The organism is Parahaemophilus parainfluenzae, assembly GCF_001055095.1.
GTDB classification, from domain to species: Bacteria; Pseudomonadota; Gammaproteobacteria; order Enterobacterales; family Pasteurellaceae; genus Haemophilus_D; species Haemophilus_D parainfluenzae_Z.
The window spans coordinates 20684-44531 of record NZ_JVHG01000026.1 but is presented as its reverse complement, the minus strand read 5'-3'; the positions used below and the strand labels follow the sequence as shown (position 1 = coordinate 44531).

Genomic DNA, 23848 nt, shown 5'->3' with positions numbered 1-23848 from the left:
AAGCAAAAACAATGCGTTATTTTACTCGGTTTTCAATAAAAATTCACCTTGAGGATAGCGTATATTCACTTGATGATGACTGCATTGAATTGCAAATTGAATGCCATTTTGTTCTACGCTATTTTCACAAGACAAGCCTAAAAACTGACGTTGAGCCTGATTTTCAGCAATTTGAATCGCCTGAAATTCTTGAAAAATTCTGACCGCACTTTTTCGTTGCTCAGTCGTCCATCGGTTAAAAATCAAAAATAACCCGCTGAAAATCGATAAGGCTAATAAAAGTGACATTAACGACATGCCATTATTCACTTTGATCTTGCGCACTTAAATCACTCCAACTTTTATCCACCAAACGCCATTGGCTATATTCTTGTACGAGTTTTGTTACCACGGCTTTACCGTAAGCCACCGTCACTCCCTCCTCTAACTTAAGCGAACCACCTGTAATCACTGCACCGCTTATTCGTCCTTTGCCGGTTAAGGTTAGATTTCCTTCTGCTAGCAGAATACCACTCACATTCCCTTTAATTTCTAATTGGCTTTGCGTTATCCAATATACTTGCGGTGTTTTTTGAACAGTTAAAGTAGTATCTACTTTCACAAAGTGCGGTTGAAAATCAGCTTGTTTTTCGCTGGAAATAAAATCTCGCAGCATATTTTCATTAATGCCTTTTGTGGGCGATTTCTTAAATAACTCTGCACGTTTACACCAAACAGAATAAGCGACTTTATCCTCTGCCCCTGAAGACTCAAAAAAGACTTGTTTCACTTTTTCAGCACCATTTAAAGGCAAGTTTTGGCAAATGTGCGTTTGTTGTTGCTGACTGATTTTCTGTAACGCCAGGCTTTGTTCTACATAATATTTTCGCTGACTCATTTGAGATCGAAAAAACGCAAAGATCTGTTCATCAAATAATAAGATCAATGCCAATAATCCCGAAAGTAAAATCAGTGCCGTCAATGTTACAATCCCTTTTTTCATCATCATTCTTCTTGATTTAACAAAGGCACCACAAGCGAAGTTTCATATTGAATATGCTTATATGCGGCAAGATGCCCTGCGAGTTTAATTTCAATCCCTTTCCCGGCCTTTAACCAATCAAAACGTAATTGAGAAATCTCAAACTCTTTTTCATCCAATAAATCTGTCCATCCACCACCCGCGTTACAAGTAGATTGCGTTAAAGCACGCTGACACTCTGCTGAACGACAATCCGCGTTTACCGCATTTTTATAAGTTTGTTTGGTTTCGATCATTCTGCCGTTAAGTTTGTAACCAAATAGCTCCTTTTCGATATTTTTTGCCACATTTTTAACGCCATTTACGCAGGTATTTTTTGTGTATTTTTCACCAATACAACCATTACTATTCAAATCATAAAAAAATAAGACACAACTATTTGATGGTGCATTGTCTGCTTGAGCAATGGTTATTGCAGTGCCCTTTTCGTCTAATTCGAATAAAGCCAGATTATCTTCAATGAGTTTTTGGTTTGCGGCTCGAAAACCTACGCGACGCAGATCTTTCCCGATGAGTTGAATGGTACGTTGTAATTCCGCTTGTAATTTAAGTTGTAACATTAAACGCTGATTTTGCTGCTGAGTTTGGGCATAAAATTGAGCAACCAATAACAATAATAAAGCGGATAAGCCGAGTGAAATCAACAAACTCACCAATGTTTCGCCTTTTAGAGGTTTCATCTTGTACATGCACTCGCCGCTTGATCAGACTTTAATTTAATAGTGCCCACATTGAAAAAAGAGAACAATGTACGATGCTCTTCCGCCTGTAACATAAAACAATTCGTTTCCATGGTATTTCTGGCCCCATTAAATTTCACCGCCACTTCAGACGGATATAGTTTGGGGCCAATTAGCATCGTTTTTCCTTCAAAATAAGGATAGTAAAAATGCGCATAAAGGTTTTTAGGACAATTCTGGGGATGAAAACAATCACAAAAATGATCGCTTTTTACTTGAGCTGTGATACACCAACGTTGATTTGCTGTATCTCGATTGGCCAAAATAAACCAAATCGCCGATGAATTTTCCGCCCTCGCTTGAATATTACGTAAGAAAAAATAAAGCCGTTGTTGCTCTTTTTCGAGAAAATATTTGGGATCGTTTTTCTGCCATTTAGGCAATGCAAACGCTAATGTTAAGCTTAAAATAAATAACGTAATCAAAGTTTCTAATAAGGTTATCCCTTTATACATAAAATGCCTTCTTTTTTGACCGCACTTTAAAAGTCCTTTAGAAGAAAGCCAAATTGGCTACTTTATTCTTGCGATACTGATCGCAAATTTCCTTTAAAAAACGGGAAAAACCGTGAATTAAACATTTTCAACTGGCTATTTACTAAAACTCCCTTATAATAGTCGACCTATTTATCTGTTCTTTAAAATCTGGTGGAAATATGAATCCAATGTTAAATATCGCTATTCGTGCGGCACGAAAAGCGGGCAACGTGATTGCTAAAAACTATGAGCGCCGTGATGACATCCAAACAAGTAAAAAAGGTATTAATGATTATGTGACTAGCGTCGATAAAGCCGCTGAAGCTGAGATCATTGAAATCATTCAAAAATCTTATCCTGATCATACAATTATCAGTGAAGAGCGTGGTGCATTAGAAGGCAAAGACAGTGATATTCAATGGGTGATTGATCCACTAGATGGCACAACCAACTTCGTAAAAGGTTTGCCACATTTCTCTGTTTCTATTGCTATCCGTGTAAAAAACCGTACCGAAGTAGGTGTGGTTTACGATCCTATTCGTAATGAATTGTTCACTGCAGTGCGTGGTGAAGGTGCAAAATTAAATGAAGTGCGTTTACGTGTAGATAGCCAAAATGAACTTAACGGGGCGATTTTAGCCACCGGTTTCCCATTCAAACAACCAAGCTTGATGGCAACTCAATTTGCTATCATGAATAATTTAATTGATGAAGCTGCCGATTTCCGTCGTACGGGTTCTGCCGCATTAGACCTTTGCTATGTAGCATCCGGTCGCGTTGACGGTTATTTCGAAATGGGCTTAAAACCTTGGGATTGCGCAGCAGGTGATTTAATCGTGCGTGAAGCAGGCGGTTTAGTGTGTGATTTCAATGCGGGTCATGGCTATTTACGCTCAGGCAACATCGTGGCTGCACCAGCGCGTATTTTAAAAGAAATGCTAAATAAAATTCAGCCTTGCTTAACCGAACAAGTTAAGTAAGCCTCAATAAAAAGTGCGGTGAATTTCACCGCACTTTTTTTATGACTAATTTCTGTCGAGTGGCTTTCTATTTTCTTCCGTTTCCGGCTCAAGATCCAATTTTGCCATAAGAAGCTGATCGCCATCTTCTTCTGGGTTGCCAGTCACTAATAATTTATCACCATAGAAAATGGAATTTGCGCCAGCCATAAAGCACATCGCTTGCATTTCTTCACTCATGCCTTGACGACCTGCAGAAAGACGAACATAACTTTTCGGCATAGTAATACGCGCCACCGCAATAGTACGAACAAACTCAGTCCAATCTAAATCAGCCGCCTCTGCCATTGGCGTGCCTTCTACTTTCACTAATTGGTTAATCGGCACGGACTCCGGCTGCGGATCAAGATTCGCCAGACTCGCAATAAGGCCTGCTCGCTCTTTACGGGTTTCATTCATGCCTACAATACCGCCACAGCAAACTTTCAAACCGGCATGACGCACTTTTCCTAGCGTGCTTAAACGATCATCAAAACGGCGCGTGCCAATGACATTGTGATAATTCTCTGGCGCCGTATCAAGATTGTGGTTGTAATAATCCAATCCTGCATCTTTTAACTCTTCCGCCATACCATCCTGTAGTAAGCCAAAAGTACCGCACGTTTCTAAGCCAATATCTTTTACCGCACGAATAATCGCTGTCACTTTTTCCATATCTTTTGGTTTCGGGCCTCGCCATGCTGCGCCCATACAAAAACGCCCCGCACCACGTGCTTTAGCGATTTTGGCTTTTTCAACAATTTCATCAATATCCAAGAGCTGCTGATTTTGTACGCCAGTTTGATAACGGGCAGATTGAGGGCAATAGCCACAATCTTCAGGACAACCACCCGTTTTAATCGACATCAACGTCGATAACTGTATTGCGCCTGGATTGAAATGCTCTCGATGCACTTGAGCCGCACGATAGATTAATTCTAAAAAAGGTGTCTCAAATAACGCTTCCACTTTACAAACAGACCAATATTCTGCTGAAGGATGAGGTGTAACGGATGAAAGCTGTACTACATTTGTGGTTGTCATTATATTTTCCTCGTTTAAGCAACGTTGCTTTTATTAAGTTGAGCATATTACTCTGCAATAAGATAAAAAGAGATCAGATCACTTTTCCTTGATGAATTTCGATCACTCGATCAATATGCCGTTCAATTTCTTTAGGTTGGTGCGTTACCAGTAACATGGTGAGTTTTTTTTCTTCACATAATTGATCCATTAAATCCTGCATTTCAATGCGTAGTTTAGGATCAAGCGCTGAAAAAGGCTCATCCAATAATAAAATGGGTTTATCTCGTAGCAAACAGCGCGCCAATGCCACTCGCTGTTTTTGTCCACCTGAAAGTGCGGTCGGTTTTCGTGTTAAAAAATTCTGTAAATTGACCGCCTTTGCGGCTTGTTCTACAAGTGCTTTTTCTTCTGCATTTAAGGCTAAATTCGGTTTTAAACCTAAAGCAATATTCTCTTCCACGGAAAGATGAGTAAAGAGATTATTTTCCTGAAATAGCATGGAAACGGGGCGTTCAAAAGGTGCCGTTTTGGTATGATTTTCATCATTAAGCCAAATCTCGCCACTATCAGCATATTCAAATCCGGCAATTAAATTCAGCAAGGTACTTTTTCCTGCGCCACTTTCACCAATGATGGCGATTTTTTCTTGCGCTTGAATCTGTAAATCAAACACCATCGGCATGGATTGATAATTGAAGACTACATTATCTAATTTAATCATTCTGTTCCTTCTGACCTTCAATAAACATAAATAAGCCTAAACATAAGCCCAATAAAATCAATGCCGTCACTGCCGCTTCTTGGCTTCGATATTGCCCGATTTGTTGATAAAGCAAATGAGGTAAAGAAGTAAAATTAGGGCTACCAAATAAGGCTATCGCCGTAAAATCACCGAGTGATAAGGTCGTTGCAAGCGCCAAGGCATATTTCAACGGTGCTTTTAGTAGCGGATATTCAATTAAACGAAAACGCTGCCAGCCTGTAATATTCAGCGATAAACAGAGTTTTTCATAATATTGCATCGATTGATTCATTGGTGTATTGAGAATTTTGATCACAAATGGCAAGGCAGCCAAGGCGTTACAAACAGATACTACCACAAACAAATGCCCTGCCGAGAAATCAATATCTTGCAACCAAAGGAATAAGCCGACTGCTAAAACGATCGTCGGAATGGCTAAAATCATCATGCCACCCGTTAAAATCAAGTGAGCTAATTTAGGGTGATATAACCATTGCAGTTGACGGGAAAGTAACAATAAGAAGAATCCAAATAATACCGATAAAATCCCGGCTGTCGGTGCCATGGTTAATGAATAAGCAAGCGCTTTCCATAATTGTGGGTTTTGCCAATAGCCAAATAATTGAGTTGCAGATAAACCTTGGAAAACGATATTGAATAAGGGACTTAAAATAAATAAGCACACCGAGAATAAGACAAAAACATGTCCAAATTTGACCGTACTTGAAGAGGGCAAAACCCAGCGATAACGTTGTGAAATCTGCATTTCAGGTGCTTTTGCCCAATATTGTGAAAGTGAAAATAACGCAAAACAAAACGCAAATTGCACAAGCGCAAAAAGTGCGGCTTTGGGTAAATCAAATTCAAAGAAAATGGCTTGGTAAATGGCAACTTCTAGTGTGCTGTTTTGTGGCCCGCCACCCAGTGCCAAGACAATCGTAAAACTGGTGAAGCACAGCATAAAAATCAATACAAAGGCTGACACGATTTGGCTTTTCAAATAAGGCCATTCAATTAAACGGAAAAATGTGAAACCTTTGATATTCAATTGTGCCGCAAGTTGATGCTGTTCGGTCGGTACACTTTGCAAAGCCTGTAAACTCATTCGGGCTGCTAAGGGAATATTAAAAAATAAATGGGCAATGAGAATGCCGCTTAAACCATAAATGGAGGGTTTCCATGAAATACCTAGGGTTTGCAGCAATTGTGTTAGCCAACCGGCAGTGCCATAAATACCAATTAGACCGAAAATAGCCAGTAATGCAGGCAAGACAAAGGTAAGTGAAAAAATGCGTAAAATGAGCGATTTGCCTTTGAAATCTAAATAGAAGAAAGCACGTGCAAATAACGTTCCAATTACGCTAGAAAACAAGGCTGATAAGAATGCTTGCCCCAAACTAAAGACAATAACTTGATGCAAATAATCGTCTTTTAAGAAATCAGATAAGGCATAATCACTTCCTACTGAAAAAACCGCAGAAAGGGAAAAACCGTAGAGTAAAACGATGAAAAAAATGACCGCACTTCCGCCCAAATAATGGCGAGGACGAAAATGCGGATGTTGCAATAAGCGCATTAATACTACTTAGATAAGGCTTTTTGCCATTGATTGATCCAGCCTTTAAGCTGCTCACTTGTCACCTTCGTGGTATCTAAAATACGCATTGATTTTGCGCGAGAATTAAGCGCATCAATATGACTTTCAATATTGGTCTCTACTACGGGTAACATCACATTATTTTTGGCAATATCCGCTTGAGCTTGCGGTGAAAGTAAGAATCCTAAAAATTCATCAGCACAGGCATTATTACGGTTAGCGACTTTTGCCGCGACTTCAACTTGTAATACGCTACCCTCTGCAAATTCCGTTGCCACATAATTGTCTTTTTGTTCAGAAAGAATATGGTAAATCGGTGAAGTATTGACGCTTAAAACCACATCCCCTTCGCCTTTTAAGAAAGCCCCATAAGACTCAGTCCAACCTTTGGTGACCGTGACCGTATGTTTAGAAAGGGTTTTCCAGGCATTTGCGACATCTGCTTCTGGATAAACTACATTCATCCAAAGTAATAAACCACGTCCAATACTGCTTGTACGCGGATCTTGATATAACACTTTAAGATCTTGACGCTCAACTAATTCTTTTAGGCTCTTTGGTGGATTAGTCAGTTTATTTTTATCATAAATAAACGCGTATTGTGCATAATCGAATGGTAAGAACGTGTGGTTTTCCCATTTAATTGGTAAACGTAACAGGCTTAAATCCACTTTATTTGGCTCAAAAATATTGAGTTTTTGTGCATCTTCAATTTGATAGCTATCTAAACCGAGCACCACATCTGCTTTAATTTTTTTACCTTCTAGACGAACACGGTTAAACAAGGTGCCATTATTATCAAAAGCCACATAATTCAGCTTACATTGCGGGAATTGTTGTTCAAAAGCTGCTTTAACCTTTGGTCCAGCACTCCAATCGGCACTAAATGAATCATAAGTATAAACATCTAATGTTTGAGGTGCGGCTTGTGCGAAAGCGGAAGCGGTAAAAAGTGCGGTTAAAATGGGAAGCGTTTTGTTCATTATGCGTTCTCCTTATTTTTGCATAACGAAACAGCATAATGAGATGATTAGTTTCCTACGCCAGCATTATCTGTTTCAGGTTCACGGGTGTTTCTCAGCCATTAATATTGGCACCCCGACTAAGTGCGATGTAGTCTAACGTAAGGGAATTTTATCAACAAGTTATTTAACTTAAAAATGTTAATCTGATCACATTTTTATAACAGGTTTATCATTTTTTGAGCAAAAAAAACCTGCTAAAAAGCAGGTTTATCTTGTAATCTATCGTCAATTAAGCTTGATGTTTAGCCGCTACTTCGCTTAATAAAGTTTGAAGTTCGCCAGCTTGATACATTTCTAAAATAATATCACAACCACCAATTAACTCACCTTCTACCCATAATTGTGGGAAAGTTGGCCAGTTTGCATAAGCTGGTAATTCAGCACGAATATCTGGGTGTTGAAGAATATCAACATAGCCGAAAGGCACTTTGCAATTCATTAATGCTTCAGATGCACGCGCAGAGAAACCACAAGAAGGTAATTTTGGAGAACCTTTCATGTAAATTAAAATTGGGTTTTCAGCGATTTGTTTTTTGATTTTGTCTAACGTTTCCATAATGTTCCTTGTTCAAATAAGTCTGAATAGGGCGCTATTCTAACATAAGATAGAACCTGAGTGAAAGACTTGGTCTTACCAACTTCCACCAGCTCCGCCGCCGCCGAAGCCACCGCCACCAAAGCCACCACCGGAAGAACCACCGCCACCGAAGCCTCCACCAAATCCGCCTCCGAAACCGGAACCGCCACCACGACGACGAGAAATCGTACTTTGACGAATAATTTTATTCAGTTGGTCACGTTGATTCGGGCTAATATAGACTTCATCTTTGTGATATTGGAACTCACCAAATAATACAATAGCAATAAACGCCAATACCATTAAGAATGGAATGTACTTATCGAACGCATCTTCTTCAACTTGTGCTGCATCAAACTCGCCTTTACTTGCCGCAATAATTTGGTTTAAGCCATCATTAATACCTTGCGCATATTGGCCTTGTTTAAATTGTGGCAAAATTGCCGAACGGATGACTTGCGATAAAAAAGCATCCGGCAATACACCTTCTAAACCTTGCCCTGTTGCGATAAAAACTTTGCGGTCATTTTTCGCAATCAGCATCAACACGCCATTATTTAGATTTTTACGTCCAATACCCCATTTATCACCTAAAGCGAAGGTATAATCAGCAATTTCATATTCACCAGTTGTAGGAACCAAAACGACAGCGATTTGTGAACTCGTTTCTTTACTATAAGCAATCAGTTTATTTTCTAAAATTTGCTTATGTTCTGATGAAAGTGTGTTGGTGTAATCGTTTATGTAATGGAAAGGATTTGGTGCAGGCGGAAACTCTGCCGCAGCAACCATTTGAGCAAAAAAAACAAGGCTAAAAATAACCGCACTTTTCATAAAAGATAAAAGCTTAGCCATTAATAATTACCTCATTAGATAATTCATTCACATCATCAGGCTGAATAGGGAAATGGCGAGATAAAATATCACTGATACGATCTATCGCATCCACAATGCCTTGTGTATAAGCTTTTTGTTTAAACTGCTCAATCATTAAATCACATTGTAACTGCCAATAAGCCACATCAACAAATTGATGAATGCCTTTATCACCTACGATTGCACAGAGATGATTTTTATATCCCACATAAATCAACACGGCATTTTGTGCCGCTGTTTTATGCATTTCCAGTTCATCAAAGACTTCTAAAGCACGTTCCATTGCTGACAATCGTGCTGAAGCTTTTGGTACTTTGCGTTCAATATAAACACGTAACTCAGCCGAACTTAAGCTTTCGAGGCGACTAATTGCCGCCTCGATTTGCTTTTTATCTACTGGAATTCTGGAAAAGAATGGCATAGATAAACCTTAGTTAAAGTTTACAGTTGGTGCATTTTCAGCGCCTGCAGCTGATTTAAAGTAAGGTTTAGCTTTAAAACCAAAAATCATTGCCGCTAATTTAGTTGGGAATTGACGTACTTTTTCATTATAAATACGTGCAGCTTCATTGAATTTATTACGAGCCACATTGATACGGTTTTCTGTACCTTCAAGTTGCGCTTGTAAGTTCATAAAGCCTTCGTTCGCTTTTAATTGTGGGTATTGTTCTACAGTAACAAGTAAACGAGATAATGCTGAACCTACTTGATTTTGGTTTTGTTGGAATTCGTTTAATTGTTCTTCCGTTAAATTAGACGGATCAATTTTAGTTTGTGTCGCTTTTGCACGCGCTTCGATTACATTGGTTAATGTTTGTTGTTCAAAGTTTGCTTGACCTTTTACAGTATTCACTAAGTTTGGAATTAAATCAGCACGACGTTGATAAGATGATTCAACATTCGCCCAAACAGAATCAATTTCAGTTTCTGCTTTTACTAAGCCATTGTAGCTAGACATTAAGCCTAAACCCGCTACGACAGCGATAATAATCAAGATAATCCACTTTTTCATTCAAAAATTCCTTCAATTTATAGGTTTAATTTATATAAGAAAAGACCTAAACCGAAGTTTAGGTCTTCTAATGCTAATCCGTTAATGGATAACTAAATAAAATTATTTAGTACCGTTAACTGCGATTTCTACACGACGGTCTGGTGCTAAACAAGCGATAAGTGCTTTACGACCTTTAACCGCATCACAAGTAGAACCTGTAACTGGGTTAGCTTTACCGTGACCAACTGCAGAGATGCTTTGAGCTGGAACACCTTTAGCTACTAAGTAGTTAGCTACAGAGTCTGCACGACGTTGTGATAATTTCACGTTTGGTGCATCTTTACCAATACGGTCTGTATAACCAGCAACAGCTACGTTAGCGTTGTTGATTTGAGCGATTTCACCATAGATACCGTCTAAAGTTGCTTTAGCTTGTGGTTTTAAGTTAGCTTTACCGAAAGCGAAAGTTACATCAGAGCTTAAGTTGAAAGTTTTGCTTACAACTTCAGGTGCAACAACTGGAGCAGCACCTTGACCGAAACGGTAAGATAAACCAGCGTTGATAGAACCGATCCATGGGTTGTAGTCTACTGAGCTATTTGGACGATCTTCAGTACGTAATTTACCCACGCGAGTTAACCATTGATATTCTAAACGTAATGCTAACTCTGGTAATGATGGTAATGCATATTCAACACCTGCTGCGAACATACCAGAAGTACGTAAACTATGACGACCAGCATCGTGGATACGAGCACCACCGTTTGTTACATCATAGAATTTGTAGTCTGAACGAACTAATGCTACGCCTGCACGACCATAAACATCTAAGCCTTCTAAAGCAGAAGTTAAACCACCAAGATTGTAGCTACCTTTAAAGCTTAAGTGAGCACCGTGGTTAGTGTGTTTGAAGTCAGTTTTACCTAAATCACGACCTTTAACACGACCAAAGTCATCATAGCCTAATTCTACCGCTAAACCTAAGTTATCACGGTTTAAGATTTGGTAACCACCAAACACACCGTAAGTAACAGAGTTACGGTGATAAGAACCTAAGTTGTCTTTGATACCATCATGAAAAGATGCTTGACCAACTTTAGCACCTGCATAGAAAGTATTTTCTTGTGGAGCTGCTTGAGCTACTGAAGCTGCTGCTAAACCAGCAACGACTAATGCGATTGCAGTTTTTTTCATTTTGATGTCCTCTATTTAGTCATCGTTATTAATAAGAAAAGTTTCCTTGTTTATTGTGAACTTTATAAAAAAGAAACACTCTAAACGTTGCTTAACTAGGGTTTTGAATTTGCCCTAACTTATCCTTTTGACAAATTCAATTCCTTTGCCATAGCCAAAGGAACGTTCAAAAGTATGGTTATTATCCTATAAAAACATCAAAGATCAAACTTTTTTTGCCCTTTTTGGTTATTTTATAGACAAACAACCCCTAAAATGAACATTCGTTCACAAAAATCGGGTTAATTTTTAACCCGATTTCTATTCTAACAAAAAATATCTTTTGTTGAAATCGACTTTTTTTTGAGCTTCATATATCATCAAATTCACTTTCTTCTCTATTATATAGGTGAGTGATTTTATGTTGCCCCGTCTTTCTAATGTGCCACAACTTAATAACGTGGTAAGTGATTATCTTAGTGAACTCCAAAAGCAGCATTTTGAAGGTGATATTGCCTCAAATTATGCTGACCGCTTAAGTCTTGCGACAGATAACAGCGTCTATCAGCAGCTTCCTCAGGCTATTTTATTCCCTAAATCTGTTGCCGATGTAGTACGTATCACCAAATTAGCCAATAAAGAGAAATATCTTCATCTAACCTTTACACCTCGCGGTGGCGGCACGGGTACCAATGGACAATCTATAAATAACAACATTATTGTCGATCTCTCTCGCCACATGACGAGCATTTTAGAGCTTAATATAGAAGAACGTTGGGTTCGCGTGCAGGCGGGCGTAGTAAAAGACCAACTCAACCAATTTTTAAAACCTCACGGATTATTCTTTGCACCAGAGCTCTCCACTAGCAATCGTGCGACCTTAGGCGGCATGATTAATACCGATGCATCTGGTCAAGGCTCACTGCAATACGGAAAAACCTCTGATCACGTTTTAGCATTACGTTCTGTTTTGATGAATGGTGAAATATTAGATACAAGTGCGGTCAAATCCGACGATGTTTTAGAAAACTATCCACTAGCAGAAAATGGAAAAACACTACATCAAACGATTTTCCAACGTTGTAAAGAAAAGCGCGCCTCAATCATTCAAGATTTACCACAACTCAATCGCTTTCTCACCGGTTACGATCTTAAGAATGTCTTTAATAAAGATGAAAGTGAATTTAATCTCACCCGAATTTTAACAGGGTCAGAAGGTTCACTTGCGTTTATCTGCGAAGCTAAACTCAATTTATTGCCGATTCCTAAATATCGTACCTTAATTAATGTGAAGTACAGTTCATTTGATGCAGCACTTCGCAATGCGCCTTTTATGGTGAAAGCCAATGCCCTTTCAGTTGAAACTATCGATTCCAAAGTGCTGAACCTTGCTAAGCAAGATATTATTTGGCATTCAGTGAAAGAACTTTTAACAGAAGAAGAACAAAATCCAATTCTTGGTTTAAACATTGTTGAATATGCGGGCAACAATCAAGCTAAAATCGACAGCCAAGTGACCGCACTTTGTCAGCAATTAGATGAAAAAATTGCACAAGGCAAAGATCATATTATCGGCTATCAACTTTGTTCTGACTTGCCTTCTATTGAACGTATTTACGCCATGCGTAAAAAAGCGGTGGGGCTATTAGGTAATGCAAAAGGTGCGGCCAAACCGATTCCTTTTGTGGAAGATACCTGTGTGCCACCAGAACATCTTGCTGATTACATTGCTGAATTTAGAGCCTTATTAGATAGTCACAATCTGCAATATGGGATGTTTGGTCATGTGGATGCTGGCGTATTGCACGTTCGCCCGGCTTTGGACTTATGCGATAAAGACCAAGTAAAACTCTTTAAACTAATTTCAGATGAAGTAGCTGAACTCACGGTGAAATACGGCGGTTTGCTATGGGGTGAACACGGTAAAGGTGTACGTTCTCATTATGGCGAGAAATTCTTCACACCTGAACTTTGGCAAGAATTACGTTATGTGAAATTTTTATTTGATCCAAACAATCGTCTGAATCCAGGTAAAATCTGTACGCCACTTAATAGCAATGCTGAACTCTATTCGATTCTCTCGCCAATGCGTGCTGACAATGATCGCCAAATCCCAATTCAAATGCGAGATGAATTCAAAGGTGCGATGAATTGTAACGGTAACGGACTTTGCTTTAACTTTGATGAGCACAGCATTATGTGCCCTTCCATGAAAGTGAGTAAAAATCGCGTATTCTCGCCAAAAGGACGAGCCACTATGGTGCGAGAATGGTTGCGATTAATGGCCAATGAAAACGTATCGCCTGATCAATTAGATTTTCATAAAACACAAGTGAAACTGACCGCACTTGTAGAACGTTTTCGCAATAGCGTGCAGAAATGGCGGGGTGAGTATGACTTCTCACATGAAGTAAAAGCGGCAATGGATACTTGTCTGGCTTGTAAAGCCTGTGCAAGCCAATGCCCGATTAAAATTGATGTACCAAGTTTCCGTGCGAAATTTTTCCATTTCTACCACAGTCGTTATTTGCGCCCAGCCAAAGATCATATTGTGGCGAATTTAGAAGTTGCTGCACCTTATATGGCGAAACAACCGGCATTATTCAATTACTTCACCAAGCTGAAAGTTACTCAAAGCGTGGTTGAAAAAACGCTTGGCATGACTGATTTGCCTCTCCTTTCAGAGCCAAACCTTCAACAACAATTAGTGGAAATTGGTTATCAAGGCAAAAAATTAGAAGAATTGGAAGGTCTCAGTGCCACAGAAAAAGCCAATATGCTCTTTATCGTACAAGACCCATATACCTCTTATTACGATGCCAAAGTGGTTCGCGATTTTATCGCTCTCACACAAAAATTAGGATTCTCACCAATCCTTCTGCCTTTTAAACCGAATGGCAAAGCTATGCATATTAAAGGTTTTTTAGCTCGCTTTAGTAAAACCGCGAAAACACAAGCGGAATTTTTAAATCGCGTCGCCAAATTAAATGTACCTTTAGTCGGCGTAGATCCAGCTATTGTGCTTTCTTATCGTGATGAATATAAAGAAGCATTAGGTGATTCTCGCGGTGATTTCCATGTACTCACAGTACATGAATGGCTGACCAATCAATTAGAAAGTAACGCATTACAAAGTGCGGTGAAAAATATTGTAAAATCTGACCGCACTTTTGAGTGGCATTTATTCCCTCATTGTACTGAATCCACCTTTATGCCAAACAGCCCAAAAGAATGGCAGTATATTTTTGCGCAATTTGGACAAACCTTGAACGTTGAGAAAGTCGGCTGTTGTGGTATGGCGGGCGTATTTGGTCATGAGGTTCAAAATCAAACAATGTCGAAAGATATTTACGACGTATCTTGGGGCAAAAAATTACAAGGTAAAGATCCGAATTATTGTCTCGCAACCGGTTATTCCTGCCGTAGCCAAGTGAAGCGATATGAAAAAGCCATCTTGAAACACCCTGTTCAAGCATTGCTTGAAGTGTTAAATAACTAAAGTAGATTTTTCGACTTATAACAATATTGTAGAAAATAAAAAAGCGGCCAGATTTTAAATCTGACCGCATTCTTTATTTAAAGACTACAATGCTTCAATCGCTTTATACTGCTCTTGGATTTTTTCTAATCCAGATTGGTATTCCGCTTGTTTTTCACGTTCTTTCGCAATCACCGCTTCAGGCGCTTTAGCCACGAAAGCTTCGTTGCTGAGTTTGTTTTCAATACGTTTAACTTCATTTTGATATTTTTCAATCTCTTTGGTTAAACGGGCAAGCTCTGCTTCTTTATTGATAAAGCCAGCCATTGGTACGAGCAATTCTGCATTACCGACGAGTTTTGCTACCGCAAGTGGTGCTGTTTCGTTTGCCGCTAACACTTGAACGTTGTCTAATTTTGCCATGGCTTTTAAAAGAGCGGTCTGTTTTTCGAGAATTTTTGCATTTTCTGCACTTAAATTACGGAATAACAGATCTAAGCCTTTACTTGGTGCGATGTTGCTTTCTGCACGGATGTTACGTACCGCAACGATCACTTCTTTTAACCACTCAATTTCAGCTTCTGCTTCTGGATCAAAGCCGTTCTCTTCCACTTGTGGGAAAGGTTGTAACATAATGCTGTCAGCTGTAATGCCCACAAATCCTTTCACTTTTTGCCAAATTTCTTCGGTAATAAATGGAATGAGCGGGTGTGCTAAACGTAATAATTTTTCTAACACATGAACCAAGGTTTGGCTTGCCGCACGGATTTGTGCTGCATTACCGTTTGCAAATACTGGTTTAGTTAATTCTAAATACCAGTCGCAGAATTGGTTCCAAGTAAACTCATAAATCGCATTGGCACAAAGGTCAAAACGATATTGGCTTAATGAGTTACGGAAAGTTTCCACTGTGCGGTTGAATTCTGATTGAATCCAACGATCTGCCAATGAGAACTCGATCTCACCTTCGCTTAAGTCTAATTTTTCATTCGTTAATACGAAACGGCTTGCATTCCACAATTTATTACAGAAGTTACGGTAGCCTTCTAAACGTTTCATATCCCAGTTAATGTCACGACCGTTTGAAGCCAATGCCGCTAATGTGAAACGTAATGCGTCTGTACCGTGAACCGCAATACCTTCAGCAAATTCTTTACGGGTCGCTTTGGCAATTTTCTCTGCCAACTGCGGTTGCATCATGTTGCCGGTACGTTTTTCAAGTAAATCTTCAAGGCTGATACCGTCAATCATATCGATTGGATCGAGCACGTTACCTTTCGATTTCGACATTTTTTGTCCGTTTTCATCACGGATTAAGCCCGTTACGTACACGGTTTTGAATGGCACCTGTGGTTTACCGTTTTCATCTTTTACGAAGTGCATCGTAAACATAATCATACGCGCAACCCAGAAGAAGATGATGTCGAAGCCGGTAATTAACACATCTGTCGGGTGGAACATTTTGAGCTCTTTAGTTTGCTCTGGCCAACCTAAAGTAGAGAACGTCCATAAGCCTGATGAGAACCAGGTGTCTAACACGTCTTCATCTTGTTTAAGTTCAACCGCAGAATCTAAGTTATATTTTGACCGCACTTCTGCTTCGTTACGCGCAACATAAACGTTACCTTCCGCGTCATACCACGCCGGAATACGGTGTCCCCACCAAAGTTGGCGAGAGATACACCAATCTTGAATATCACGCATCCAAGAGAAGTAAAGGTTTTCGTATTGTTTCGGCACGAATTGGATTTCGCCATCTTCCACCGCTTTAATCGCCACATCAGCAAGCGGTTTCACGCTCACATACCATTGGTCGGTTAACATCGGCTCAATCGGCACACCACCGCGGTCGCCATAAGGCACTTTCAAATCATGTGGTTTAATTTCATCTAATAAACCAAGCGCTTCAAAATCTGCCACGATTTTCTTACGTGCAGCGAAACGCTCTAAACCACGATAATCCGCAGGAATAGTCGCTTCATAGCCCGCAAGCGGTTTGCCATCAGTACCGATAATTTCCGCTTCATCACGGATATCTGCATTTAAGGTTAACACGTTAACCATCGGCAAGCTGTGACGTTTACCCACTTCGTAGTCGTTAAAGTCGTGCGCAGGGGTGATTTTCACTACACCGGTACCGAATTCACGATCCACATATTCATCGGCAATAATCGGAATTTCACGGTTTGCCAATGGTAGAACGACAGTTTTACCAATTAAAGATTGGTAACGCTCATCTTCAGGATGCACCGCAACCGCCGTATCGCCCAACATGGTTTCTGGACGCGTGGTTGCGACGACTAAATAATCTTTACCATCTGCCGTTTTTGCACCATTAGCTAACGGATAGCGGAAGTGCCAAAGGGAGCCTTTGCTCTCTTTGTTTTCCACTTCTAAATCGGAAATTGCGGTATGAAGTTTTGGATCCCAGTTCACCAAGCGTTTGCCACGGTAAATCAAACCTTCCTCGTGCAAGCGAACAAACACTTCTTTTACCGCGTTAGATAAACCATCATCCATGGTGAAACGCTCACGTTCCCAGTCGATTGAGTTACCTAAACGACGCATTTGTTGGCTGATTGTGCCGCCAGAATAGGCTTTCCAATCCCAAATTTTGTTGATGAACGCTTCTCGACCATAATCGTGGCGGGTTTTGCCTTCTTCTGCGGCGATTTTACGCTCCACTACCATTTGGGTGGCGATACCCGCATGGTCTGTGCCCGCTTGCCATAAGGTATTATACCCTTCCATACGGTTAAAACGGATTAAGGTATCCATTAGGGTTTGTTGGAAAGCATGCCCCATGTGTAGGGAACCCGTTACATTCGGCGGCGGAATCGCAATGCAATAGCTCGGCGCGTTTTCATTTTCAGACGGTTTAAAATAACCGCTCTCTTCCCAATGTTGATAAAGGGCTTGTTCTACCGCAGACGGATTAAAACGGTCTGCCATTTCGAATTTTTGTGTCATTGTTGCTCTCTTTTGGTAAGGAGGAATTTATTCCTCCGAATATTTTAAATATAACAGGTTAAATAACCTTATAAATTAATTTTCTTTATTATCCATATATTTTAATGTTTCTTCTGAGACACCTATCATTTTTGCCATTTTCTTAATATTCATATCATATTCTTGGCAGGCTAATTGATAACCTAACTTACATGATTTTCTAAAAAATTTAGATGATTTTTCTGAACTTATAGGCACCTTATATCCTTCTTTATAAATCTGGCCTAAATCATACCCAGCTTTATCAACTACATCTGATGCCTCAGTCAATAATTGAATTGCCTTATTAACATCCAAAGGAACACCAAGTCCTTCTAGATATAAACGTCCAAGGTAATGCTTCGCATATGGAAAATTTTCTTGTACCAATGGAAGGTATAATTTTACAGCCTTATCGTAATCTTGCTCTACACCCTTCCCTTCCAAATACATTGCAGCCAAATTAAACCTAGCAATGCTATCACCTGATTTTTCATACCATTTTATGGCTTCAGGATATTTTCTTTGTTCTTCAGCTATAGTACCGAGCATAGTTGCAGCTCTTTGCGGGTTATTCCCATTCAAGAGTTTCTTATAAATTTTTTCTGCTTCTGAATAATTTCCTTGTTGAGTGAACTTAGCTGCTTCGCTAAACATTCCATTTTCATCAATCGCATTAGCAAAATTAGAAAAAAACATGAACAAAAAAAGAAAAGCTATACGCTGAAACATATGATTTACCTTTTGGATTTATATGAGTAAAAAAGTCCAGTAGAAAAGACAAGTAATGCAAAGATCAGAGGTCCCAATAACACAGCCTTCTCACCACCATGATGGTATAGAAATTGCGCTGTAAATGTTAAAGAGTCTAAACTTACCTCACCACCAGTTCCTTTAAGCTTGCTATAATCAAACAATCCAAGAATTGCAATAAGAGGGGATATTAAAAGAAAAATTTTAGATTGCTTAGCATATTTTGCTTTTTGCTCTTTACTATCCATAAAAGTCCTAAATTTTTATAAATTCAATCAAATAAAACTGTACTTCACAGGGATAAATCCCCCGAATCACTTCTTTCAATTCATCCAATCCCATATTCTCCTGCGTCGCATGTTGTTCCGTCAGTTCATCAAGAGTAATCGGCGACACACCTAACACTTCAATCGTGCAGAAATATTGATTATCATCAAATCGACCTACACGCAAAATATCACCTGCTTTAAAATGGCTTTCAGATTTATCCCGAATGGTGATGGTTTTACGCCCAGCGAGAATATCGGCTTCGAAGCGTTGATAAAAGGTAATATCGTTCATAAAGTGCGGTCACAAAAAATCTATTTTGAATTTTGAGGGCGAATTGATCTCGCCCTCATATTGATAAGGATGAAATTATTCCTTAATTCCTCTTAATTCATCTTTAATGCGTTGAATTTCTAAGAATAAACGGCGTTCTTCTTGACGACAGAAACTATCACTACTTAAATTTTTCGCGTCAGCAGAACAACGAACTTGTTTATATTGTTTTTCTAGCACATTCAATACCGCTTTTTTCTGTTTATATTTAGCACTTTCTTTCGATGCTTTGTCAGCAGGAATTACGCGTGCTTTCTGAGCCGTTGCAGCTTGTTGTGCTAAAACGGTTTCTTTTTTCTCTGATACTTTTTCTGCCACATCATCCGCTTTCGCCTCTTTTTTAACTTCGGCTTTCACTGCGTCTGATTTTACATCTGCTTTGTTAGCCTCAGCTTTAACTTCTGTGGTTTCTGTTTTCTCAGCGACTTTTTCGGCTGATTTAGTTTCAGCCACCAATTCTTTTGATTTTTCAACCGTACTTTCTGCTTTTTCTGTTGATGCAGGTATTCTTACCGCTTTCTCAACTTGGGTTGATGTGTTTTCTTTATTGTCACAAGCAGATAATAAGGTGCTTGCGCCGAGAATAAGGCTTAAAGCCACTTTAGCGTTTAAATTCATGTTAATTTCCTAGGTTTTAAAGTTAAAAATATTAAGTGTTTTCAGTAGAAAGCGTCCAACCCTGCGAGCGAAGAATTTTATAACGTTCACGCGCTTGAGCTTTTTGCGTTTCTTCTACTGGTACAAAATCAATTAATTGTGTAAAGCTGTGGCTAAAATCCGGCACTTCCATTTGCAAATTGATCAGCAAATCTCGACGTTGGGCATTGCGTTTGCCTTTCCAACTAATCTCAATTGGCGGTGCATATTGTGTTGCTTCGCCAGAAAGATTATGAGGAACAAACTCATTTGGATCCCGTTGCCATAATGCTTCATCAATTAAAAATGCTTGCTCTTCTGTTTCACAAGCGATTAACACTCGCTTGCCTAAACGCCACGCTTGAGCGGCAAGATCACAGGCAAGTTGCTCAACTGTTATCTTCTTTTCTGGATTTAAGAGATAAAATTGTGCGTTTTTTGCCATGATTGCGACTTCTCCATTTATCGTTTTGTAAACCGGCGGATTTTATCAAAAAAGCACTAAAAAATAAATCATCAACAAGGTGATTAACGCAAATAGAAAAAACACGGAAATTTTTTACCGCACTTTTATGATCTACATCACAAAAGTGACTTTTTACCTTTATGTTACATTCCATTCATAACTCGTAGGTGTTAGAATTTTCAAGATTTGTTTTTATTTTTGATGATAGGAGTATCACATGGCATTTCGTATTGAAAAAGACACTATGGGCGAAGTTCAAGTTCCTGCAGATAAATACTGGGCAGCACAAACCGAACGTTCCCGTAACAACTTCAAAATTGGTCCGGCAGCCTCTATGCCGCACGAAATTATTGAAGCTTTCGGTTATTTGAAAAAAGCCGCTGCTTTCGCAAACTGTGATTTAGGTGTATTACCTGCTGAGAAACGTGATTTAATCGCAACCGCCTGTGATGAAATCCTGGCAGGAAAATTAGACGACCAATTCCCATTAGTCATTTGGCAAACCGGTTCAGGTACACAATCAAACATGAACGTGAACGAAGTGGTGGCTAACCGTGCTCACGTTTTACATGGTGGTAAATTAGGTGAAAAATCATTCATCCATCCAAATGATGATGTGAACAAATCCCAATCTTCAAATGATACTTTCCCAACTGCAATGCACATTGCGGCATACAAAAAAGTAGTTGAACACACTATTCCTTGTGTAGAACGTTTACAAAAAACTTTCGCTAAAAAATCAGCAGAATTTAAAGATGTGGTAAAAATTGGCCGTACTCACTTAATGGACGCAACCCCATTAACATTAGGCCAAGAATTCTCTGCATACGCCGCACAATTAGATTTTGGTCTACGTGCACTAAGAAATACCCTTCCACACTTAAGTCAATTAGCACTTGGTGGTACAGCTGTAGGTACTGGTTTGAACACACCAAAAGGCTATGATGTGAAAGTAGCAGATTACATTGCAAAATTCACTGGTTTACCATTTGTGACTGCAGAAAACAAATTTGAAGCGTTAGCCGCACACGATGCGATTGTGGAAACTCACGGTGCAATTAAACAATTAGCGATGAGCTTATTCAAAATTGCAAACGACATTCGTTTATTAGCATCAGGCCCTCGTTCTGGTATCGGTGAAATCTTAATTCCTGAAAATGAACCAGGTTCTTCAATCATGCCGGGTAAAGTGAACCCAACTCAATGTGAAGCATTAACCATGGTATGTGCACAAGTATTCGGTAACGATACCACTATCTCTTTCGTTGGCTCACAAGGTCACTTCCAATTAAACGTATTTAACCCTGTCATGGTGGCGAATTTCTTACAATCTGCACAATTATTGGGTGATGCTTGCGTATCATTTGATGAACACTGCGCAACCGGTATTCAACCAAACTACCCACGCATTAAACAACAATTGGAAAATTCATTGATGTTAGTAACCGCACTTAATACACACATTGGTTACGAAAATGCAGCGAAAATTGCGAAAACAGCACACAAAAACGGTACAACCTTACGTGAAGAAGCGATTAACTTAGGCTTAGTTTCAGCCGAGGATTTCGACAAATGGGTTCGTCCAGAAGATATGGTGGGTAGCTTAAAATAAACTCACCCAAATAATTTGGTGTCAAAGGCAGGTATTCCTGCCTTTTTATTTGTGTTTTTTTAAAGGGCTTTTTTGTTATAATCACGGCAATATTTTTGACATGAAAAAAACTATGAAACTGAAATTTATTATTGCTGCCATTTCAGCCTTATTTTCCACCGCACTTTTTGCCCAATGGCAACCAGTCGGCAATGCTGAATACACATGGGGGCCATTCCATGTTTATACTGTCGGCTTGTATTCTGAAACGGGTTCCTATGAAAAAAATGAACGTCCGTTAATGTTTTCGATTAAATACGAAAAACCAGTTGAAGGGAAAAATTTTGCGATTGCATTAACCAAAGAAATGGAATCACAAAATTTAAGTAAAGATGACACCACGGCATGGCTCAAAAAAATGCAGGAAATCTTCCCTGATTTTTCACCAAACGATATCTTAAATTTTGTTGCCTTAGCGGATAAAGGCTACTTTGTATTAAATGACACGGTGTTAGATCACGAATTCGATCAAAAATTTACACAAGCGTTTATTGATGTATGGCTTTCAGATAAAAGTAGTTTTATCAAATTACAACCGCAATTATTAGGTAAAGAAAAACCGGCTCACGATAGCAAAGAATTTCAACATCAACCAGCAAGCGAGCCTTTTGATGAAGAAAATACGATGCCGGAATTACCACCGAGTTACGATTTTAAACAAGACACAAAAGGGTAAACAACAAGGGCGAACATGATATAGTTCGCCCTTTTCTTTTATTGTTTCACTTGCTGTTCTAAAAACAAGATCATCTGCAATGCAATATCAATGCCACTGGTCTTCTCAATCATTTCTAAACCAGGACTAGCATTCACTTCAAGTACCAATAATCCTTCTTTTGAACGAATCAAATCAACACCGGCCACCGCAAGCCCTAAGGTTTTAGTTGCACGAATGGCGATGGATTTTTCCTCTTCAGTGAGTTTAATTTTTTCTGCTGCGCCACCACGGTGAAAATTTGCACGAAACTCGCCATCTTGTCCAATACGCTGCATTGTAGCGACGACTTTATCACCGATCACAAAACAGCGAATATCTGTCCCTTTTGCCTCTTCGACAAAATCTTGTAACAAGACAGGGACATTCACATCTTTTAACGTTTCTAAAATACTGACCGCACTTTGTGGATGTTCGGCTAAAATCACGCCAATACCTTGTGATCCTTTTAGGGTTTTAATAATCATTGGAGCGGTTGTTTGCTTAATGGCTTGTTTCGGCTCAACTTCACAACCCGATAAGACAGAATTTGGAACCGCAATACCTTGTTTCAATAACATCTGCAAACTTCGCCATTTATCGCGAGCGGCTAAAAATGCTTGTTCTTTATTAAGGCAATAGACGCCTTTTCCTTGTAAATGACGCAATACCGCACAGCCCATTTGAGTGCTTGTCGTCCCAAAGCGAGGCAATACAGCATCATAATCAGGCAATAAATAAGGCTGACTTTCTGCATTTTGTTGATAATACAAAGAAAAGTGCGGTTGATTTTTGTCAAGTTTTAAAATGCAACGATTAGGATCCAAAATATCCATTTGATGCCCGCAACTTTCTGCTGCTTCTTTTAAACGCTGGCAGCTATAAAGGCGAGGCTCACGGCAAAGCATCAATAATTTCATTCAGTTATACCCTTAGGAAAAGAGGAGTTGATATATTACACCAATCACAATAATCCTGAAAAATGATTTCTGCTTTTGTGGAAATAGAGTAAAATCATTAGGAACTTTGTTTAAATAAAAGGAAAATTTTATGTTCGTAGTTATTTTTGGTCGTCCAGGCTGCCCTTATTGTGTACGTGCAAAAAACCTTGCTGAAAAATTAAAAGGTGAAGTAGCGGATTTCGATTATCGCTATGTAGATATTATCGCTGAAGGCATTTCTAAAGCAGATTTATCAAAATCTGTCGGTAAAGAAGTGGAAACTGTGCCACAAATCTTTATCGATGAAAAACCAATTGGCGGTTGCACTGATTTCGAAGCATTAATGAAAGAACAATTTAACGTTGTTGCTTAATTATTGCTAAAAACATAAAAGTG

General features: G+C 39.2%; 25 protein-coding genes and 1 riboswitch. Of the genes, 5 read left to right on the top strand and 20 right to left on the bottom strand.

Annotation, left to right across the window (positions count from 1 at the left end; translation table 11 throughout):
- Window positions 1–21 precede the first annotated feature (21 nt).
- From ADA56_RS09060 to ADA56_RS09045, 4 genes are read right to left on the bottom strand one after another with little or no spacing between them, the layout of a single operon-like run.
- A complete protein-coding gene (locus ADA56_RS09060; RefSeq protein WP_049364346.1) occupies window positions 22–288 on the bottom strand; it encodes a DUF5374 domain-containing protein in 267 nt (88 codons plus the stop codon).
- Between the two features lie 13 nt (window positions 289–301).
- The gene (locus ADA56_RS09055; RefSeq protein ID WP_049370232.1) at window positions 302–988 is read right to left on the bottom strand and encodes a DUF2572 family protein; all 687 of its coding nucleotides are present in this window, start codon (window positions 986–988) and stop codon (window positions 302–304) included.
- Complete coding sequence (locus tag ADA56_RS09050) at window positions 985–1701, bottom strand: PulJ/GspJ family protein (protein ID WP_080972369.1); 717 nt, start codon at window positions 1699–1701, stop codon at window positions 985–987. Before ADA56_RS09050 ends, ADA56_RS09055 begins: the two co-directional genes overlap by 4 nt.
- Window positions 1698–2216, bottom strand: a complete 519-nt coding sequence (locus ADA56_RS09045; RefSeq protein ID WP_049370230.1) for a hypothetical protein — start codon at window positions 2214–2216, stop codon at window positions 1698–1700. The genes ADA56_RS09050 and ADA56_RS09045 overlap by 4 nt, the downstream gene beginning before the upstream one ends.
- A gap of 200 nt (window positions 2217–2416) precedes the next feature.
- On the opposite strand from ADA56_RS09045, the gene suhB reads away from it, so the two are divergent.
- Window positions 2417–3217 carry an inositol-1-monophosphatase gene (gene suhB / locus ADA56_RS09040; RefSeq protein WP_049370229.1) on the top strand — a complete coding sequence of 267 codons (801 nt, stop codon included), beginning with the start codon at window positions 2417–2419 and terminating at the stop codon, window positions 3215–3217.
- A 45-nt stretch (window positions 3218–3262) separates the two neighbouring features.
- Here suhB and bioB read toward each other — a convergent pair whose 3' ends face one another.
- The 9 genes from bioB to ompA form a co-directional block, all read right to left on the bottom strand.
- A complete protein-coding gene (bioB, locus tag ADA56_RS09035; RefSeq protein ID WP_049370228.1) occupies window positions 3263–4279 on the bottom strand; it encodes a biotin synthase BioB in 1017 nt (338 codons plus the stop codon).
- Between the two features lie 73 nt (window positions 4280–4352).
- Window positions 4353–4982 carry a thiamine ABC transporter ATP-binding protein gene (thiQ, locus tag ADA56_RS09030; RefSeq protein ID WP_049370227.1) on the bottom strand — a complete coding sequence of 210 codons (630 nt, stop codon included), beginning with the start codon at window positions 4980–4982 and terminating at the stop codon, window positions 4353–4355.
- Window positions 4975–6579 carry a thiamine/thiamine pyrophosphate ABC transporter permease ThiP gene (thiP, locus tag ADA56_RS09025; protein WP_049370226.1) on the bottom strand — a complete coding sequence of 535 codons (1605 nt, stop codon included), beginning with the start codon at window positions 6577–6579 and terminating at the stop codon, window positions 4975–4977. The genes thiQ and thiP overlap by 8 nt, the downstream gene beginning before the upstream one ends.
- A gap of 5 nt (window positions 6580–6584) precedes the next feature.
- Entirely contained in the window at window positions 6585–7583 is a 999-nt protein-coding gene (thiB, locus tag ADA56_RS09020) for a thiamine ABC transporter substrate binding subunit (RefSeq protein WP_049370225.1), read from the bottom strand.
- A 35-nt stretch (window positions 7584–7618) separates the two neighbouring features.
- Window positions 7619–7711: riboswitch (TPP riboswitch) on the bottom strand.
- Window positions 7712–7854: 143 nt separating this feature from the next.
- Complete coding sequence (gene grxD, locus ADA56_RS09015; protein ID WP_005699458.1) at window positions 7855–8181, bottom strand: Grx4 family monothiol glutaredoxin; 327 nt, start codon at window positions 8179–8181, stop codon at window positions 7855–7857.
- 75 nt (window positions 8182–8256) lie between these two features.
- Window positions 8257–9057, bottom strand: a complete 801-nt coding sequence (locus ADA56_RS09010) for a TPM domain-containing protein (RefSeq protein ID WP_049370224.1) — start codon at window positions 9055–9057, stop codon at window positions 8257–8259.
- Window positions 9050–9499 (bottom strand): TPM domain-containing protein, encoded by a 450-nt coding sequence (locus tag ADA56_RS09005; RefSeq protein WP_049370223.1) that lies wholly within the window; start codon window positions 9497–9499, stop codon window positions 9050–9052. Before ADA56_RS09005 ends, ADA56_RS09010 begins: the two co-directional genes overlap by 8 nt.
- Window positions 9500–9508: 9 nt before the next feature.
- Entirely contained in the window at window positions 9509–10090 is a 582-nt protein-coding gene (locus tag ADA56_RS09000; RefSeq protein ID WP_049370222.1) for a LemA family protein, read from the bottom strand.
- 102 nt (window positions 10091–10192) lie between these two features.
- The gene (gene ompA / locus ADA56_RS08995) at window positions 10193–11266 is read right to left on the bottom strand and encodes a porin OmpA (protein ID WP_049370221.1); all 1074 of its coding nucleotides are present in this window, start codon (window positions 11264–11266) and stop codon (window positions 10193–10195) included.
- Between the two features lie 400 nt (window positions 11267–11666).
- On the opposite strand from ompA, the gene ydiJ reads away from it, so the two are divergent.
- Entirely contained in the window at window positions 11667–14744 is a 3078-nt protein-coding gene (ydiJ, locus tag ADA56_RS08990) for a D-2-hydroxyglutarate dehydrogenase YdiJ (RefSeq protein ID WP_049370220.1), read from the top strand.
- An 84-nt stretch (window positions 14745–14828) separates the two neighbouring features.
- Here the strand turns inward: ydiJ and valS are convergent, their stop codons facing one another.
- The 6 genes from valS to ADA56_RS08960 form a co-directional block, all read right to left on the bottom strand.
- Window positions 14829–17693 carry a valine--tRNA ligase gene (gene valS, locus ADA56_RS08985; protein WP_049370219.1) on the bottom strand — a complete coding sequence of 955 codons (2865 nt, stop codon included), beginning with the start codon at window positions 17691–17693 and terminating at the stop codon, window positions 14829–14831.
- A 75-nt stretch (window positions 17694–17768) separates the two neighbouring features.
- Window positions 17769–18443, bottom strand: a complete 675-nt coding sequence (locus ADA56_RS08980) for an SEL1-like repeat protein (RefSeq protein ID WP_049370218.1) — start codon at window positions 18441–18443, stop codon at window positions 17769–17771.
- Window positions 18444–18448: 5 nt separating this feature from the next.
- On the bottom strand, window positions 18449–18712 hold the full coding sequence (locus ADA56_RS08975; RefSeq protein ID WP_049370217.1) for a hypothetical protein: 264 nt from the start codon (window positions 18710–18712) through the stop codon (window positions 18449–18451).
- Between the two features lie 7 nt (window positions 18713–18719).
- A complete protein-coding gene (gene yqfB, locus ADA56_RS08970; protein ID WP_049370216.1) occupies window positions 18720–19025 on the bottom strand; it encodes a N(4)-acetylcytidine aminohydrolase in 306 nt (101 codons plus the stop codon).
- Between the two features lie 75 nt (window positions 19026–19100).
- Window positions 19101–19682 (bottom strand): hypothetical protein, encoded by a 582-nt coding sequence (locus tag ADA56_RS08965; protein ID WP_049370215.1) that lies wholly within the window; start codon window positions 19680–19682, stop codon window positions 19101–19103.
- Window positions 19683–19713: 31 nt separating this feature from the next.
- Window positions 19714–20145 carry a DNA polymerase III subunit chi gene (locus ADA56_RS08960; RefSeq protein WP_049355404.1) on the bottom strand — a complete coding sequence of 144 codons (432 nt, stop codon included), beginning with the start codon at window positions 20143–20145 and terminating at the stop codon, window positions 19714–19716.
- A 238-nt stretch (window positions 20146–20383) separates the two neighbouring features.
- Between ADA56_RS08960 and fumC the strand changes: the two genes are divergently transcribed.
- On the top strand, window positions 20384–21778 hold the full coding sequence (gene fumC, locus ADA56_RS08955; RefSeq protein ID WP_049366126.1) for a class II fumarate hydratase: 1395 nt from the start codon (window positions 20384–20386) through the stop codon (window positions 21776–21778).
- A gap of 112 nt (window positions 21779–21890) precedes the next feature.
- Window positions 21891–22493 carry a chalcone isomerase family protein gene (locus tag ADA56_RS08950; protein ID WP_049370214.1) on the top strand — a complete coding sequence of 201 codons (603 nt, stop codon included), beginning with the start codon at window positions 21891–21893 and terminating at the stop codon, window positions 22491–22493.
- Window positions 22494–22531: 38 nt separating this feature from the next.
- On the opposite strand, the gene ADA56_RS08945 is transcribed toward ADA56_RS08950, so the two are convergent.
- Entirely contained in the window at window positions 22532–23431 is a 900-nt protein-coding gene (locus ADA56_RS08945; protein ID WP_049370213.1) for a RimK family alpha-L-glutamate ligase, read from the bottom strand.
- 130 nt (window positions 23432–23561) lie between these two features.
- Between ADA56_RS08945 and ADA56_RS08940 the strand changes: the two genes are divergently transcribed.
- Window positions 23562–23825 carry a GrxA family glutaredoxin gene (locus ADA56_RS08940; RefSeq protein WP_005695639.1) on the top strand — a complete coding sequence of 88 codons (264 nt, stop codon included), beginning with the start codon at window positions 23562–23564 and terminating at the stop codon, window positions 23823–23825.
- Window positions 23826–23848: the final 23 nt, after the last annotated feature.